Consider the following 14334-nt stretch of genomic DNA (forward strand, 5'->3'; position numbering starts at 1 on the left):
AGGAGGTTTTACCTCGGGTAGCTTGGGAGGCCGTACGGAACAGTGCACTTTGGTTTCGTGCGGGACGACGCAGGTCGAGGCGTTTGAAGATTACAAACAAAAAGCCCGCGTACAGCGGGCTCTCTGTATGGGTATGGGGTCGAATCCTTTCGTCAGCTCAATCTGCGCTCCATTCTGTGAGCGTTTCGTGAAAAGCATGTCGCTGATACGAGAAAGCCCGGCGCATTTGTGCGTCACGCCATACGTCCAATGCGGTGAATTTCTTCCATTATTCCGACTTCTACCGAAAAACACCTGGGAGAAGAACCATGCACGATGACATGAAGGTACGGGCGTATTCCGCTTGGCATGAGTTGCTGATGAACCCCCGAAGAACAGATGGATGCGCAGGAGCAGTACGACGAACTGCTTCGACTCGCTGACAATTTTCGGGAGAAAGGAATTATTGATTCGAAAGAGCGCAAGACCTTGATAGAGGTTGCGACGATAGCCTATGCACGTGCGGTCACAGGCGCGAGCTGTGAGGCCTAGAGCCTATCGGCTTAATGGCAACTGACAGTGCGATCTCAAAGATTGGAGGACTGCCGCGAGATGACCATCTCTTCCAGGATCTCGCGAACGAGCCTGTTGATGCCCGCGTCGCCGTGATACTGGAGCCGATCGATATTGATGATCGTGAATTGATGGGATTCTGGACCGATAACGTCTACGGAGAGGCTGCTATCCGGATTAATCGAGCAGGAAATTGTGCAGTTAGGCAGTCGGCCCGAGAGAACCTCCTCGATTTCAAGCTTGCTTAGAGTGTCCATTCACTTCGCCGTAAAGAGAGGAGAGAGGAGTAAGCCTAGTATTTGATGGCCAGCTCAAGGTCCACTTTTGGCCGGTTACTGCCCTTTGAGAAGGGCTGATATCGACGGTGATTTGAACTGTCGATGCAACAGATCGGCGGAATTCTTCAGTAGGGATTTCGTGCTCGAATGTTGTCCTATGGCGGTTGTCCGACTGTCTCGCAACTCCACAACTGTAGAAAAGGCTGGCTGCTGGTGGGTGATCCGACCCACCGGCTCATGAATTGACACGTCCCGTCAACGCATAGCTGGTAGTCGCCAGCCTCGGGGGTTCGTCCCAATTTCAGGGGTTGCAGGGGCGGCAAACGGCGCTGGAAGTGCCAACTACCGTTTTCCAATCGAGCATCATCAGGCATCTCCATTCCCGCACCGTTACCGCGGATCCTGGCTTCTTCCAGGACCAGACCTTTGCGGGTGACGCGATAGTCTTCCTCCCAGCGAATCTTTTCGATGCTGTGGTTCCACGCCAGCGTGAAATGGGACACCGGCAACTGGGCCCAGACGCCGCCGGCCAGGCCCAGGCACAAGCCGATCATGCGTTGGCCATCCCTGCGTGCCTGGACCGCCAGACGTGCTGAAGTAACACCAGAATCCCAAGTGCGAAGCCGATTTCATCGGTCAGCGGCAGCGCCACGATCAACAGGCCCCCCGCGCCAAGACTCAACAAGCGTTCCCAGATGGCCATTTTCTGTTGCAGATAGCCGGTGGACGCCACTCCCCAGAGACCGACCGCCAGAATGGTCTTGATCAGCATGTAGGCCGTCATCCACAAATTGTCACCTTGCAGCATCAGCGCCGGGTTATAGACAGCCATGAACGGAATGACGAAACCTGCCAGCGCAATGCGCACTGCCCACAGGCTGATCTTGAATCCGCTTTCTTTTGCGATGGGGGCTGCGGCAAAGCAGGCGAGGGCGACCGGTGGTGTCAGGTCGGCGAGGATGCCGAAATAGAACACGAACATGTGCGACACGATCAGCGGTACACCCAGTTCCAACAGGGCAGGTGCTGCGATCGAACTGGTGATGATGTAGTTGGGTATGGTCGGAATGCCCATGCCCAGCACCAGGCAGGTGACCATTGTCAGTATCAGTGACAACAGCAGGTTGTCCCGGCCAATGGCCAATATGTAACCGGCAAAGGTCGAGGCGACGCCCGTGAGCGAAACTATACCGATGATCACGCCCACCAGCGCACAGGCGATCCCCACCGGAACCGCATGGCGTGCGCCTTCGACCAGTGCGTGCAGGCAGATAATCAGCGTTTCCCGGCCGCCCTTGATGAACCAGCACATCAACATCAGCACCGCAATGACCGCAAAAATCACAGCGATTCCGAGTTGAAAAAAGCCTGTGCACAGCACGCCCAGTGCAACCCAGAACGCACAACGCAGACCGAAGTTTTGCACCTTGAGAATGATCGCCGAGCCGAGAATCACGATGGCGGTCAATGCCAATCCGACCATGCCGGAGAACAGTGGGGTGCGCCCGGAAAACAGCAGGTAAACCAGAACCAGCAGAGGGATCAGCAGATACCAGCGTTCCTTTACGGCGCCTAATGCGCTGGGGCATTGGTCTTTGGGCAATCCCTTGAGGTTGGAGCGCTTGGCTTCCAGATGAACCATCCAGAACACTGAACCGAAATAAAGGATGGCGGGTATCAATGCAGCCTTGGCAACTTCCACGAACGGCACATTGATGGTTTCAGCCATGATGAAGGCTACCGCGCCCATCACCGGCGGCATTATCTGGCTGCCCATGCTGGAGGTGGCTTCCACTCCGCCAGCAAATGCGGGCCGATAGCCAAAGCGCTTCATCAGTGGAATGGTGAATTGCCCTGTTGTCACGACGTTGGCAATCCCCGAGCCGGTAATGGTCCCCATCAACGCTGACGAGGCGACGGCGACCTTGGCCGGCCCCCCCAGCTTGTGGCCGAACAATCCCATGGCGAAGTCGGTAAACAGCTTGATCATGCCGGCTTCTTCAAGGAAAGCGCCGAACAGGATAAACAAAAAGATGTAGGTGGCCGAAACATAGGTCGGCGTCCCATACAGCCCTTCAGTACCAAAGGACAGTTGATTGATGATCTGGTCGAAGCCATAGCCCCGATGGGCCAGTTCGCCGGGTAGATACTCACCGAACAAGCCGTAGGCCAGGAACAGGCCGCAGATGATCGGCAGCGCAATCCCCATCACCCGTCGGGCGGCTTCGAAGACCAGAGCGATCAGCAACACACCCATCACCATGTCTGCCGGCGTCAGGTCGCCGGAGCGCTGGATCAGGTCAGCCTCGAACACCCATTGATACAAGGCGGTGAAGATCCCTCCCAGGCTGAGCAGCCAGGCCAGCGGTTGCCAGGGACGAGCCTTGCCGTGAGCCGGGTAACTCAGAAAGACCACCCAGAGCAGGAAACCGACGTGTACTGCACGTAGCACCTGGCTTGAAATGGGTGAAAAGGCCGCAGTGACGATTTGAAAAATCGAAAACAGCAACGCTACGTAAAACAGGGTTTTTGGCCAGTCCCTCGGGTTCGCGGAAATGCCCTGATGCTCGTCACTCATTAGCTGCCTGCCTCATGACCACGCTGGATAGAATCGATGGGGCAGTGGTAACCAAGCCCACTGCGCCTCGCGCGGTTACAGCGCGCCCTTTTCCTTGTAGTAGCGTTCGGCACCTGGATGCAGCGCGATCGGCAGGTTTTTGGCTGCACTTTCCAGTTTGATGTCCTTGGCTGCCGAATGTGAGTTACCGAGACGCGTCAGGTTATCGAACAACAGTCTGGTCATCTCATAGGCAACTTCATCGGACACATCGGCGCGGGTCACCAGAATGTTGGTGATGGCAACCGTCGGCACGGCTTCGGTTTGTCCGTCATACGTGTTGGCCGGAATCATTGCACTCTGATAGGCCGGGTTGCCGATTTTCGCGACCACTTCAGTCGGGATCGCTATGTAGTTCAGTGGCATGACAGAGGACAGGTCGCGAATGGCCGCCATGCCCAACCCGGAAGATTGCAATGTCGCATCCAGTTGTCTGTTCTTGATCAGTTCGACCGATTCGGCAAAGGGCAGGTATTGCACTTTACCCATGTCCTCATAGGTTAGCCCTGCTGCTTTGAAGATCGCGCGCGCGTTCAGTTCGGTACCTGATTTGGGCGCTCCGACCGAAATGGTTTTGCCCTTGAGATCCGCGAGGGTCTTGATCCCCGATTCCTTGCTGGCAACGATCTGAATGTAATTGGGGTAGGCCCCGCCAATGGCACGCAACTTGGTCAGCGGTGCCTTGAAACCAGCGTCTTCCACGCCGTTTTTGGCATCGGCAACCGAATCACCCAGTGCCAGCGCCAACTCGCCTCGACCGGCTTGCAACAGGTTGAGATTTTCCACCGAGGCCTTGGTGGCTTGAACCGAGGTCTTCGAGCCTGGAATGCCATCGCTGTAGATCTGTGACAAGCCGACACCAATCGGGTAGTAAACCCCGCTGGTTCCCCCGGTCAGGATGTTGATGAACACCGGCGCGGCTTGCGCAGCGGTACTGATTGCCAGCGTGGCGGCGGCCAGCAGGGCGAAGCGTGTTTTTACTCGCATGGGGAACCTCTCCGTCTTGTTATGGCTTATGCAGAGTGATTCCACTCTAGTTGATTCCGGCGCAGTAGGGGGTGGGCAGGCGAGATCAGTTCATGCCCAGCCACGCTGGCAGCACCAGCGAAATCCACGGCACATAGGTAATCAGCACCAGGAACAGCAACAAAATCGTCAACCAGGGCATAGCCGCTTTTACGGTGGCGGGTAATGACATACCAGTCACCGCCGAGGTGACGAACAGGTTCAGGCCCACCGGCGGGGTAATCAGACCGATTTCGAGGTTGACCACCATGATGATGCCGAGGTGAATCGGGTCGATACCCAGTTTCATGGCGATGGGGAAGAGGATCGGCGCCAGGATCAGGATAATGGCCGACGGCTCCATGAACGCGCCGGCAATCAGCAGCACAATGTTGACCACCAGCAGGAAAGTCACGGGCGTCAGGCCTGCGTCAATCACCCAGGCAGTGATCTGCTGCGGGAGCTGTTCGGTGGTCAGGACGTGGGCAAAAAGCATGGCGTTGGCGATGATGAACATCAGCATGATGCTCAGCTTGGCGGATTCCAGCAGGACTTTTGGCGTTTCACGAAACGTCAGATCCTTGTAGACGAACAAGGCGACGAACGCCGAGTAAACGGCCGCCACCGCCGCCGCCTCGGTCGGGGTGAACATCCCGGAATAGATGCCGCCCAGGATGATTACCATCAGCAACAGGCCCCATATTGCCTGGCGTGCGGTACCCATCAACTCCCGAAATGTCGCGCGCGGCAAGGCGGGCAGGTTTTTCCTAACGGCGACAATATAGATCGCCACCATCAGCGCTGTTCCCAACAACAGACCTGGCACCACACCGGCCATGAACAGCTTGCCGACGGAAGTTTCGGTGGCGGCGGCATAGACCACCATCACGATTGACGGTGGGATGAGGATGCCGAGCGTCCCGGCGTTGCAGATGATCCCCGCGCCAAAGGCTTGCGGATAACCGGAGCGGACCATGCCGGCAATGGCGATTGAACCCACGGCAGCCACCGTCGCCGGACTTGAGCCGGAGAGGGCGGCGAACAGCATGCAGGCCAACACCGCAGCGATAGCCAGGCCGCCGCGAATATGTCCGACACAGGCATTGGCAAAGTCAATCAACCGGCGGGCAACACCACCGGTGGTCATGAAGGCGCCGGCGAGCAGGAAAAACGGAATGGCCAGCAGCGTGTAATGCTCCGAGGTCTCGAACAGCTTGATCGCCAGCGAGCGCACCGAATCGGGACTGAAGAAAATGATGGTCAAGGAACCGGCCAGACCGAGGGAAATGGCGATGGGAACGCCGATGAACATCAGGACGAACAGGGCCACGAACAAGAAAGCAATGGTCATGACTTGTCATCCTTGTGCTCGGCGAGTTTCAACACGTCAGCGGCTTCGTCGGCCAGGCCCAGGCCGGTCTGGCGGTTCTGCAGGATGCGCAGGAGAATTTCAGCGAAGCGGATGAAGACCAGGGCAAAACCCAAAGGTACGATCAGCCCGATATGCCATTGCATGATACCGAAATGGCCCAGATCCTCGGCACCGATGCCTGCAATCATCAACGTCCGAATCCATTCGAAGCTGGCTACGCTGAGCAGTGCTGCATAGGCCAGGCAGCACAGGCAGGCCACAATGCCTATGTACTTTTGCACCGATCGGCTGGTCAGCCTGACGAGTGCGTCAACACCGATATGCCCGGCCGTGCGCACGCCATAGGCCAGTCCGAAAAAGATCAGCCAGCCAAACAGGGCCTTGGTCAGGGCAGTGCTCCAGGTCATCGCCTGAGCCATCCCCATGATTTCGTCGCCAATGGCGAACAGCGGGACGCTTGCACCTGGCCAACGATCGGCAAGCCAGTAGAAAAGGCTATAGAAATTGTTGAGGATCACGTAAACGAACGTGACCAGGGTCATGGCGGCCAGAAGGAAGACGATAAAGCCTTCCTCGAAGTGTTCCCAGATTCGCCGAAGCGCTTTCATGGATGGCTTCTCACATCGAGTGACGACTGGCAGGCGCCGCGCCGGCAGCACCTGCCTTGCGATCATTGAGCCTTGTTGGCGGTTTCGGCTGCAAAGATCAGTTCAGGGCCGATATCGCCTTCGAACATCTTCCATACCGGTTTCATCGCTTCTCGCCATTGTTCGCGTTCTTGCGGTGTCAGGATGATGATTTCGGTCGTTTTGGCCGCGATTATGCGTTGCTTGTCACTCTCATTCAGCTGCGCCGCTTCCTTGTTCACCTGAGCGGTGACTTCCACGACAATCTTGTCCAGTTCGCTGCGAACGTCCGGTGGCAGGCCGTTCCAGAATTTGGTGTTGGTGATCAGCATGTAATCCAGTACACCGTGGTTGGACTCAGTGATGTACTTCTGCACTTCGTGCATTTTCTGGCTGTAGATATTCGAGTAAGGGTTCTCCGCACCGTTGACCACACCGGTCTGCAGCCCCTGATAAACCTCGGCAAAACTCATCTTGCGCGGATTGGCGCGCACAGCCTTGAACTGTTCTTCGAGCACGGCAGACGCCTGCACCCGGAACTTCAGGCCACGGGCATCGGCAGGGACACGCAGTGCCTTGTTGGCCGACAATTGCTTCATCCCGTTGTGCCAGTAGGCCAGGCCGGTGATGTTTTTACTTTCCATGGATTTGAGCAGCCCCTGACCCTGCGGGCTCAACTGGAAGCGGTTGACGGCGGCGATGTCATTAAACAGGAAGGGCAGGTCGAATAGCTGGAGGGTCTTTGTGTACTGTTCGAACTTGGCCAGGGACGGCGCAATCATCTGCACATCTCCCAGCAACAGCGCTTCCATCTCCTTGCCATCACCAAACAGCGACGAGTTGGGATAGACCTCGACCTTGACCTTGCCAGGCAAGCGTTCCTCTACCAGTTTCTTGAACAGCAAGGCGCCTTGGCCCTTGGGCGTCTGTTCAGCGACCACGTGCGAGAACTTGATAATCACCGGATCTGCCGCCATGGTCGCGTTCATTGTGCCTAATGCAAGAGCGCAGGCGAGTACTGTGTATAGAGATCTGAACATCGGGGGGATTCCTCTTGTTTTTGTTTTTCATATGGCTCGATGCCTTGAGCGCATTTGTATGTCAGGACAGACACAAGTCTAGGCAGAAAACTATCTGTTGGAGGGTAATAACCAGGAAGGTAAAAAACTGCTGGTAGATGGCAAGATTCTCAAACCTGACTTTATTGGATTTTTTGCCGCTGATCGGACGCCTGAATGGATGACTGCTTTTGGTCGATTTCTGCCGATCATGAAGCCGAAATCAAGCTGAAGAACGTGCTCGGTGCGCAACTATGAGGACTCAACACTGAAGACGCCGACTTAAGAGGGCGGTAAAGAACCAGTCGCGGTATATGCAGGAAAAGACATCATCGATTCGGCCGGAGAATGCTCGTAGGTCGAGGACAGCACGGCACTCAGTCGGTCGCCCAACAGGTTCCAGGCGCGTTTTTTCTCTTCGGCATAATCATGATGCAGGTAGTGCCGCCTCACCCGGGACCCGGCCAGTACATGATTTTGACAGCGATCGATGACGTCCAGGCTGCCCTCCAAGGCCTGCATCATGGTCGCGCCTGTGCGGCGCAGGTCATGCGGCGTCCAGTCACCGTTCTGGCCGTCGGCAAGGACCAGCGTGTCGTCATGGCGCCGCCTGGAGAGGGCCTTACGATTTTTGAACCGGGCCTGACGGTCGCCGACCTGTTTGCTCACCACTCTCACGTCGACATGCCCAGCGCAACGTCATGGATGACATACGCGATGGTCGTATCAAGTACCGCGAACTCCCGATCCGGCAGAGTCTGGATGAGTGGAATGACTTCTGGTCGCAATACAAGGGTGCTTGACGAGACGAGTGGAGGTGGTCGCTATGATTTCAGACAAGTTGAAGACTTCACCGTCGGTACTCTCCGGTAATGCAGGTGCCCGAACAGAGCGCCGTTCAAGGAGGGTGTGGCGCCTGCCCTGGTTTGGCCTCTGTTTCTCGATGCCTATCCTGATCTGGCAATTGATTTTCTTCGCATTTCCACTGGCATTTCTGGTGGCCATCAGTTTTTGGCTTGTACGTAACTTCCGGATGGTGCCGACATTCGAGTGGCAAAACTGGAGCTACATGCTCAGCCGCGGCTTCTTTTGGGATGCTTACGTCCATACACTCGCCATGGCGGCGGGTGCCACTGTGCTGGTCAGCCTGGTGGCCTTTCCCTGCGCTTATACAATCGCCTTCAAGTTTCGCGAGTCGGCAAAGCAGCTGCTGGTGTTGCTGCTGGTCACTCCGTTCTTCACCAGCTACCTGGTGCGCACCTATTCATGGCAGGTGTTCCTCAGCGATAACGGCATCTTCAATGCTGCGCTCGGTCTGCTTGGGCTGGAGCCGTTTGCCATGCTGAATACAGCGTTCGGTACTTATATTGGCTATTTCACGCTGTGTCTGCCATTGGTGGTTTCAGAGCTGTTTCGCGAGCGTGGCTACGATGGCGTGGGGGTGGCTGAACTCATGGCAGCAGCCGGATTTACGCAAGGCGGTTTCTACAAGCACTTCGGCTCCAAGGCTGATTTGATGGCTGAAGCGGCAGCGAACAGTCTTTCGCATTCGCTGACCAGTTCCGAAGGTCTCGAAGTTGCTGAGTTCATCGATTTGTATGTGTCGAGGGATCACCGAGACGGCAGGGGCAGCGGTTGCACCATGGCGGCCCTTTGTGGAGACGCTGCGCGTCAATCAGATGAGTTGAAAGCCACCTTTGCCAACGGGGTAGAAAGCACGCTGGCAGCGCTCGAAGAAAAGTACAAAGCGAGGCAAGACGCGCCGCAGGATGGGGTACGGGCAAAAATGATCGACATGCTGGCGCATGCAATCGGTGCGGTCATGTTGTCGCGCGCCTGCCCAGATGATTCTTCTCTGGCTGATGAAATACTCGACGTTTGCCACGCTGAGATAATTGCGTCATTGCCGTTGTCGCCAGTCAGTGAGCCGCAGGGGAACACATAGATGGACGCTTTCTGGCAGATCTTGATCATTTGGCCGGGCATTGAAGATGTTGCGAGAGATGTTGTCGTTGAGACAATGGACGGGAATCACCGAACCTTGAAAGAGTGGAAAGCGACATATGGTTCCGACACCGTCGAATCCTGGCTGACCAAATGAGTTTGGTTTGAGTACAAAAGGGCCCGAGAGGGCCTTTTTTGTTTGGTATGTAATGGCTTACCGGGACGGAAAAACGGCCCGACACTTTCTGGAGAATTTTGAGAAGTTGGCAATGAGAGTCACAGGGACGAGTTGGTACAGTTTTGCTTACGGCGTCTCACCATTTGTCAGCAAACCGAATCGTTCATCCGTACAGTTGGCCGTCAATGAAATATGACGGCCTTCAGTTGGGGCTCTTAAGCCTGTAGTTATCCTAGAAGTGCCGCGTCGCCGAGGCGATCTTCACTAATCGGCACCGAAAGGCACCAGGTGAACATCAGCTGTATTGATTTGCCGAGCCGTCAGCGGGTTTGGGTTTTCTGGAACAGGTCAACTGGTAAGCAATTGCCAGCCATATGAACCACCCCGGCATGACAATCAAGGCAATTCGGGTGTCTGGTCTCAATGCCAGCAGACAAAGAACAAAGCCCAGAAAGGCCAAGGAGAACCAGGCCATCGGCACGCCGCCAGGCATCTTGTAGATCGATTTCGCATGCAGTTCAGGACGAGTTTTGCGATAGGCAATGTACGACGCGAGGATAGTCGACCAAGTGAATATCACCAGGATTGCTGACACGGTAGAAACGATGGTGAACGCTGTCATCACTTCTGGAACTATGAACAGCAACAGCACGCCGACCAGCATCAACAGTGTGGTGAACGCCAGGCTCAGCAAAGGAACGCTATTGCTCGACAGACGCCGGAAAATCCCCGGAGCATTGTCCTGATTGGCCAGTCCAAATAGCATGCGACTGGATGAAAATACGCCACTGTTGGCCGATGAGGCGGCGGATGTCAGTACTACAAAGTTGACGATGCCGGCTGCTGCGGGAAACCCTGCGACCAGAAACAGCTCGACAAAGGGGCTCTTGTTGGGCGAAACCTGTTGCCAGGAAGTCACTGCAATAATGCAGGCCAGTGCCAGCACATAGAACAGGATGATTCTCAGCGGAATCGAGTTAATGGCTTTAGGCAGGGTCTTCTCGGGGGATCGCGTTTCGGCGGCTGCAGTACCGATCAGCTCGGTGCCGGCAAAGGAGAAGATTGCCATCTGGAATCCTGCAAAGAAGCCAAACAGGCCGTTGGGGAAGGCGGCCTGTTTATCCAGCAAGTGGTTCAGGGATGCGGTGACGCCACTGGGTGATACAAAGGAGCTGGCAATCATCACCACGCTGACGCCAATCAGGGTGACGACGGCAATGATCTTGATGATCGCGAACCAGAACTCCACTTCACCAAAGAGCCTGACAGTCAGCACGTTCAACGCGAACAGTGTCATCAGCATGCCGATCGCCGGTATCCAGGCGGGTACATCGGGGAACCAATACTGAAAAAATCCACCCACCACGACTGCATCACCTATCACTGCAACGCTCCAGCTTAGCCAGTATGACCAGCCGAGAAAGAATGCTGCGCGTGGGCCAAGATAGGCACCGGCAAAATCCGCGAAGGTTTTGAAGTTCAAGTTGGAAAGTAACAGTTCGCCCATGGCACGCATGACGAAGTAGACGAACAGACCGATGATCATATAGATGAGGATGATAGACGTGCCGGAGAGGGCGATGATCTTCCCGGAACCCATAAACAGACCGGTACCGATGGCGCCTCCCATGGCCATTAACTGAATGTGACGATTGCTGAGCGTGCGCTGCAGCGCGGGCTGTTCAACCCGCTCGGACGGAGTCGATTTCATTACAAAACCTCTTGATTTTATGTTTTTGAGTTTTGGCAGAAAAGTGGGTGTTTAGCGTTCTTGTTGGAGATGTAACGGCTACTGACGGTGGTGATTTGCTGGCGGCAGGGTTGGTCCTCCAATCACACGGTGAGTAGCCCCTTGGCACTTTGCTCAGGGGCATCACCAATGGCTATCAACTCACTGTGCGCAGGCGTGAGGGGACGATTGCTGGCTGCTGATCAAGCAGTTGGTAGAGGTTTTTTATGTTGTCAGGCGTCGGCACCAGATGGATGCACTCACCGATTGCATGCTCCCGCGCCAGGTCATGCACGTAGCGCAGTGACGAAAAGTCTTCGAGGGCAAAACCCACCGAATCGAACACGGTGACCTGTGCGTCGTTCTCGCGGCCCGGGACTTCGCCCTGAACAATCCGGAAGAATTCGACGACGGGAGAGTCGGCTTCCAGCTGTTGAATGTCGCCTTCAATCCGGGTTTGCGGTTCGAATTCAACGATGACCCGGGCGTTTCGCAGGATGTCGGCGTGCAGTTCGGTTTTGCCTGGGCAGTCACCGCCTACGGCGTTGATATGCATGCCGGGCTCAATCATCTCGGGCGTCAGAATCGTTGCATAGGCTTTGTCTGCGGTGACCGTGGTGACGATGTGCGCGCCCTTGACCGCTTCCTGTACCGAGTTGGCCAGAATCACCTCAATTTCCGGGAATGCTGACAGGTTCTGCTTCAACTTAAGTGAAGCGTCGCGATCGATATCGAAAATGCGGATTTCCTTGATGGACAGCATTTCGTGGAAGGCGAGGGCCTGAAATTCGCTCTGGGCACCGTTTCCGATGATTGCCATGGTGCTTGCACCCGGGCGCGCCAAGGACTGCGCGACCAGGGCGGAGGTCGCTGCCGTGCGCACAGCTGTGGTCAGCGTCAGTTCACTGAGTAAGGTGGGATAGCCACTGTGGACATCGGCCAGGACACCGAAGGCCATGACCGTCAGCAAATTGCTTTGACCGTTGCCCGGGTGACCATTCACGTATTTGAAGGAGTATTGTTGGCCATCGTCGGTGGGCATCAACTCGATCACACCGTCGGCCGAATGATTGGCGGTACGGGGCGACTTATCAAACCGCGCCCAGCGCAAATAGTCCGCTTCAATATAAGTAGCCATTTCGCGGATTGCCCGGCGGATTCCCACCGTGGCGAACAGGCGTGCAGCATGATCGACGTCTATAAAAAGAGTCATATTTTTATTCTCCGATTCAATAGTTGAAGCGTTGCGATTCAGGGGATGACTCAGGCGCGTTTGCTCTCGTAGCCATGCAGTACGTTGACCGCATTGATCCCGATCTCATCGACCATGTAGCCGCCTTCCATGACGAACAGGGTGGGGCAGCCGACGCTCGCGATCAGCTCTCCGATGCCGATGAAGTCTTCACTTTCCAGCAGGAAGTGACTGATGGGGTCGTCCTTGAACGTGTCGACGCCCAGTGAAATCACCAGCACTTCAGGCCCAAATTGCTGGAGTTTCTTGCAGGCGTGGAGCAAGGCGTTGCGATAACTTTCCCAGGTGGTGTTCTTCGGCATCGGATAGTTCAGGTTGTAACCTTCGCCTTGGCCTGTGCCTACTTCATGGCGGAAACCTGAGTAGTACGGATAGGACACCGCCGGTTCACCGTGCAGCGAGACAAACATGACGTCACTGCGCCCGTAGAAAATGTTCTGGGTGCCGTTGCCATGATGAAAGTCGACGTCCAGTACGGCGATACGTTTGGCACCTTGGGTAATGGCCTGCTGTGCAGCAATGGCGGCGTTGTTCAGATAGCAGTAACCGCCCATGTATTCACGCGCTGCGTGATGGCCGGGCGGTCGGCACAGGGCAAAAGCACTGTCATGGCCTTCATCGATCAGTGCCAGGCCGGTGAGGGCGATGTCTGCACTGGTTTTCACCGCTTGCCAAGTAGTGGCGGTAATCGGGGAGCCGGCGTCCATGGCGTAGAAACCGAGCTTGCCGTCGATGAACGTCGGGACTTGCTCGTTGGACAGGTCACGCACTGGCCATACCAGCGGTAGGGCGTCGTGCGTACGTCCGGTCGCGCACCATTCTGACCAGGCGCCTTCTAGAAAGCTGACGTAGCGCTCGCTGTGCGCATTGACGTAACACGACCGGTCAAATGCTCGCGGTTCGATGATTTGGCCAAGGCCTACCTGCTTGACACGGTTATGGACGGTATCGGCCCGACTGGGCTGTTCGAACGACGGCTTGAGCACGCCGTCCTTCAATTCGGTGCCGTGGTGCAAGCGGTGGGAATCACTGAAAACTGTAAACATTCTGCGCATCCGTTAATGTGAGCCAGTGCAAATATTCTGTTCCGGCAGGGATGCGCTTTCTTTGCTTTGTTTTCGTGGTTTGCTAGATTATTCGGGCGTTTTTACTCTGGAATGGCGTAATGCAGAAAAAATCATCCAAACGCATCAGTCTCGACGATACCGACTTGGCAATCCTCGCATTGCTGCAGGAGGATGCGAGTATTTCCAATGCTGAGCTCAGTGAGCGCTTGTCGTTAAGTCTGACACCATGCTGGAGGCGGCGTAAGAGAATGGAGGAGGCGGGCGTGATTAAGGGCTATCAGGCGAACCTTGATCGACGAATGCTGGGGTTGGATATCATGGCGTTCGTGCACATCCGTTTTTCCACCCACGCCGATCACGCTCCGGACGCCTTCGAGGCGGTGATTGCTCAATTGCCTGAAGTGTTGTCCTGTCACAAGATCACCGGGGATGCCGATTACGTGCTGCAAGTGTTGGCAGAGGATCTTGATAGCTACAGTGACTTTATCGAGCAGGTGCTCAGGCGTCAGGTGGGTATTGCGTCCATCCAGTCCAGTCTGGCTTTACGCGAGGTCAAGACCAGTAGCCGTATAGCGATACCCAAATCGAGCAAGGAGTGAATGGGCAAGGGTTGGATCACCTTTTGAAACCAACCGACTCCATGACCAACACATGGT

The 14334-nt window shown here is 55.7% G+C and carries 13 protein-coding genes and 2 pseudogenes; 4 read left to right on the forward strand and 11 right to left on the reverse strand.

Annotated features, from left to right (window positions below):
• Positions 1 to 566: 566 nt before the first annotated feature.
• The 7 genes from AC3IT9_RS10630 to AC3IT9_RS10660 all read right to left on the reverse strand — a co-directional run bounded on the left by AC3IT9_RS10630 (position 567) and on the right by AC3IT9_RS10660 (position 7490).
• Positions 567 to 809 carry a hypothetical protein gene (locus AC3IT9_RS10630; RefSeq protein WP_151213079.1) on the reverse strand — a complete coding sequence of 81 codons (243 nt, stop codon included), beginning with the start codon at positions 807 to 809 and terminating at the stop codon, positions 567 to 569.
• A 176-nt stretch (positions 810 to 985) separates the two neighbouring features.
• Positions 986 to 1384, reverse strand: a complete 399-nt coding sequence (locus AC3IT9_RS10635; protein ID WP_150752388.1) for a DUF1850 domain-containing protein — start codon at positions 1382 to 1384, stop codon at positions 986 to 988.
• Positions 1381 to 3408, reverse strand: coding sequence for a TRAP transporter permease (locus tag AC3IT9_RS10640; protein ID WP_489272959.1), 2028 nt, complete (start codon positions 3406 to 3408; stop codon positions 1381 to 1383). Before AC3IT9_RS10640 ends, AC3IT9_RS10635 begins: the two co-directional genes overlap by 4 nt.
• A gap of 75 nt (positions 3409 to 3483) precedes the next feature.
• Positions 3484 to 4434 carry a TAXI family TRAP transporter solute-binding subunit gene (locus AC3IT9_RS10645; RefSeq protein ID WP_489272960.1) on the reverse strand — a complete coding sequence of 317 codons (951 nt, stop codon included), beginning with the start codon at positions 4432 to 4434 and terminating at the stop codon, positions 3484 to 3486.
• 85 nt (positions 4435 to 4519) lie between these two features.
• Complete coding sequence (gene dctM, locus AC3IT9_RS10650; protein WP_489272962.1) at positions 4520 to 5803, reverse strand: C4-dicarboxylate TRAP transporter large permease protein DctM; 1284 nt, start codon at positions 5801 to 5803, stop codon at positions 4520 to 4522.
• On the reverse strand, positions 5800 to 6432 hold the full coding sequence (locus AC3IT9_RS10655; protein ID WP_150752384.1) for a TRAP transporter small permease: 633 nt from the start codon (positions 6430 to 6432) through the stop codon (positions 5800 to 5802). Before AC3IT9_RS10655 ends, dctM begins: the two co-directional genes overlap by 4 nt.
• 62 nt (positions 6433 to 6494) lie before the next feature.
• A complete protein-coding gene (locus AC3IT9_RS10660) occupies positions 6495 to 7490 on the reverse strand; it encodes a TRAP transporter substrate-binding protein (protein ID WP_489272964.1) in 996 nt (331 codons plus the stop codon).
• Positions 7491 to 7587: 97 nt separating this feature from the next.
• Here AC3IT9_RS10660 and AC3IT9_RS10665 point away from each other — a divergent pair, with 97 nt between their 5' ends.
• Positions 7588 to 7740 (forward strand): hypothetical protein, encoded by a 153-nt coding sequence (locus AC3IT9_RS10665; protein WP_423503541.1) that lies wholly within the window; start codon positions 7588 to 7590, stop codon positions 7738 to 7740.
• A 50-nt stretch (positions 7741 to 7790) separates the two neighbouring features.
• Here the strand turns inward: AC3IT9_RS10665 and AC3IT9_RS10670 are convergent.
• Positions 7791 to 8198, reverse strand: a pseudogene (locus tag AC3IT9_RS10670) (site-specific integrase); the annotation flags it as partial.
• Between the two features lie 676 nt (positions 8199 to 8874).
• On the opposite strand from AC3IT9_RS10670, the gene AC3IT9_RS10675 reads away from it, so the two are divergent.
• Positions 8875 to 9453, forward strand: a complete 579-nt coding sequence (locus tag AC3IT9_RS10675) for a TetR/AcrR family transcriptional regulator (protein WP_489273500.1) — start codon at positions 8875 to 8877, stop codon at positions 9451 to 9453.
• Between the two features lie 63 nt (positions 9454 to 9516).
• Positions 9517 to 9609, forward strand: a pseudogene (locus tag AC3IT9_RS10680) (transcriptional regulator); the annotation flags it as partial.
• A 316-nt stretch (positions 9610 to 9925) separates the two neighbouring features.
• Here AC3IT9_RS10680 and AC3IT9_RS10685 read toward each other — a convergent pair.
• From AC3IT9_RS10685 to AC3IT9_RS10695, 3 genes are all read right to left on the reverse strand, one after another.
• Complete coding sequence (locus AC3IT9_RS10685) at positions 9926 to 11341, reverse strand: amino acid permease (protein ID WP_150727220.1); 1416 nt, start codon at positions 11339 to 11341, stop codon at positions 9926 to 9928.
• A 175-nt stretch (positions 11342 to 11516) separates the two neighbouring features.
• Positions 11517 to 12572, reverse strand: a complete 1056-nt coding sequence (gene ocd, locus AC3IT9_RS10690) for an ornithine cyclodeaminase (RefSeq protein WP_151213072.1) — start codon at positions 12570 to 12572, stop codon at positions 11517 to 11519.
• Between the two features lie 50 nt (positions 12573 to 12622).
• Complete coding sequence (locus AC3IT9_RS10695; RefSeq protein ID WP_489272965.1) at positions 12623 to 13657, reverse strand: histone deacetylase family protein; 1035 nt, start codon at positions 13655 to 13657, stop codon at positions 12623 to 12625.
• 119 nt (positions 13658 to 13776) lie between these two features.
• Here AC3IT9_RS10695 and AC3IT9_RS10700 point away from each other — a divergent pair, with 119 nt between their 5' ends.
• The gene (locus AC3IT9_RS10700; RefSeq protein ID WP_103393416.1) at positions 13777 to 14277 is read left to right on the forward strand and encodes an Lrp/AsnC family transcriptional regulator; all 501 of its coding nucleotides are present in this window, start codon (positions 13777 to 13779) and stop codon (positions 14275 to 14277) included.
• Positions 14278 to 14334: the final 57 nt, after the last annotated feature.

The sequence above is a fragment of the Pseudomonas sp. KH_046_1 genome (genome assembly GCF_057839025.1).

Excerpts from the sequence above, each read along its gene's own strand:
- AC3IT9_RS10645 (WP_489272960.1), bottom strand. The coding sequence starts at position 4,434 with ATGCGAGTAAAAACACGCTTCGCCCTGCTGGCCGCCGCCACGCTGGCA.
- AC3IT9_RS10685 (WP_150727220.1), bottom strand. The coding sequence starts at position 11,341 with ATGAAATCGACTCCGTCCGAGCGGGTTGAACAGCCCGCGCTGCAGCGC.
- AC3IT9_RS10630 (WP_151213079.1), bottom strand. The coding sequence starts at position 809 with ATGGACACTCTAAGCAAGCTTGAAATCGAGGAGGTTCTCTCGGGCCGA.
- dctM (WP_489272962.1), bottom strand. The coding sequence starts at position 5,803 with ATGACCATTGCTTTCTTGTTCGTGGCCCTGTTCGTCCTGATGTTCATC.
- AC3IT9_RS10695 (WP_489272965.1), bottom strand. The coding sequence starts at position 13,657 with ATGTTTACAGTTTTCAGTGATTCCCACCGCTTGCACCACGGCACCGAA.
- AC3IT9_RS10660 (WP_489272964.1), bottom strand. The coding sequence starts at position 7,490 with ATGTTCAGATCTCTATACACAGTACTCGCCTGCGCTCTTGCATTAGGC.
- AC3IT9_RS10700 (WP_103393416.1), top strand. The coding sequence starts at position 13,777 with ATGCAGAAAAAATCATCCAAACGCATCAGTCTCGACGATACCGACTTG.
- AC3IT9_RS10635 (WP_150752388.1), bottom strand. The coding sequence starts at position 1,384 with ATGATCGGCTTGTGCCTGGGCCTGGCCGGCGGCGTCTGGGCCCAGTTG.
- AC3IT9_RS10655 (WP_150752384.1), bottom strand. The coding sequence starts at position 6,432 with ATGAAAGCGCTTCGGCGAATCTGGGAACACTTCGAGGAAGGCTTTATC.
- AC3IT9_RS10640 (WP_489272959.1), bottom strand. The coding sequence starts at position 3,408 with ATGAGTGACGAGCATCAGGGCATTTCCGCGAACCCGAGGGACTGGCCA.
- ocd (WP_151213072.1), bottom strand. The coding sequence starts at position 12,572 with ATGACTCTTTTTATAGACGTCGATCATGCTGCACGCCTGTTCGCCACG.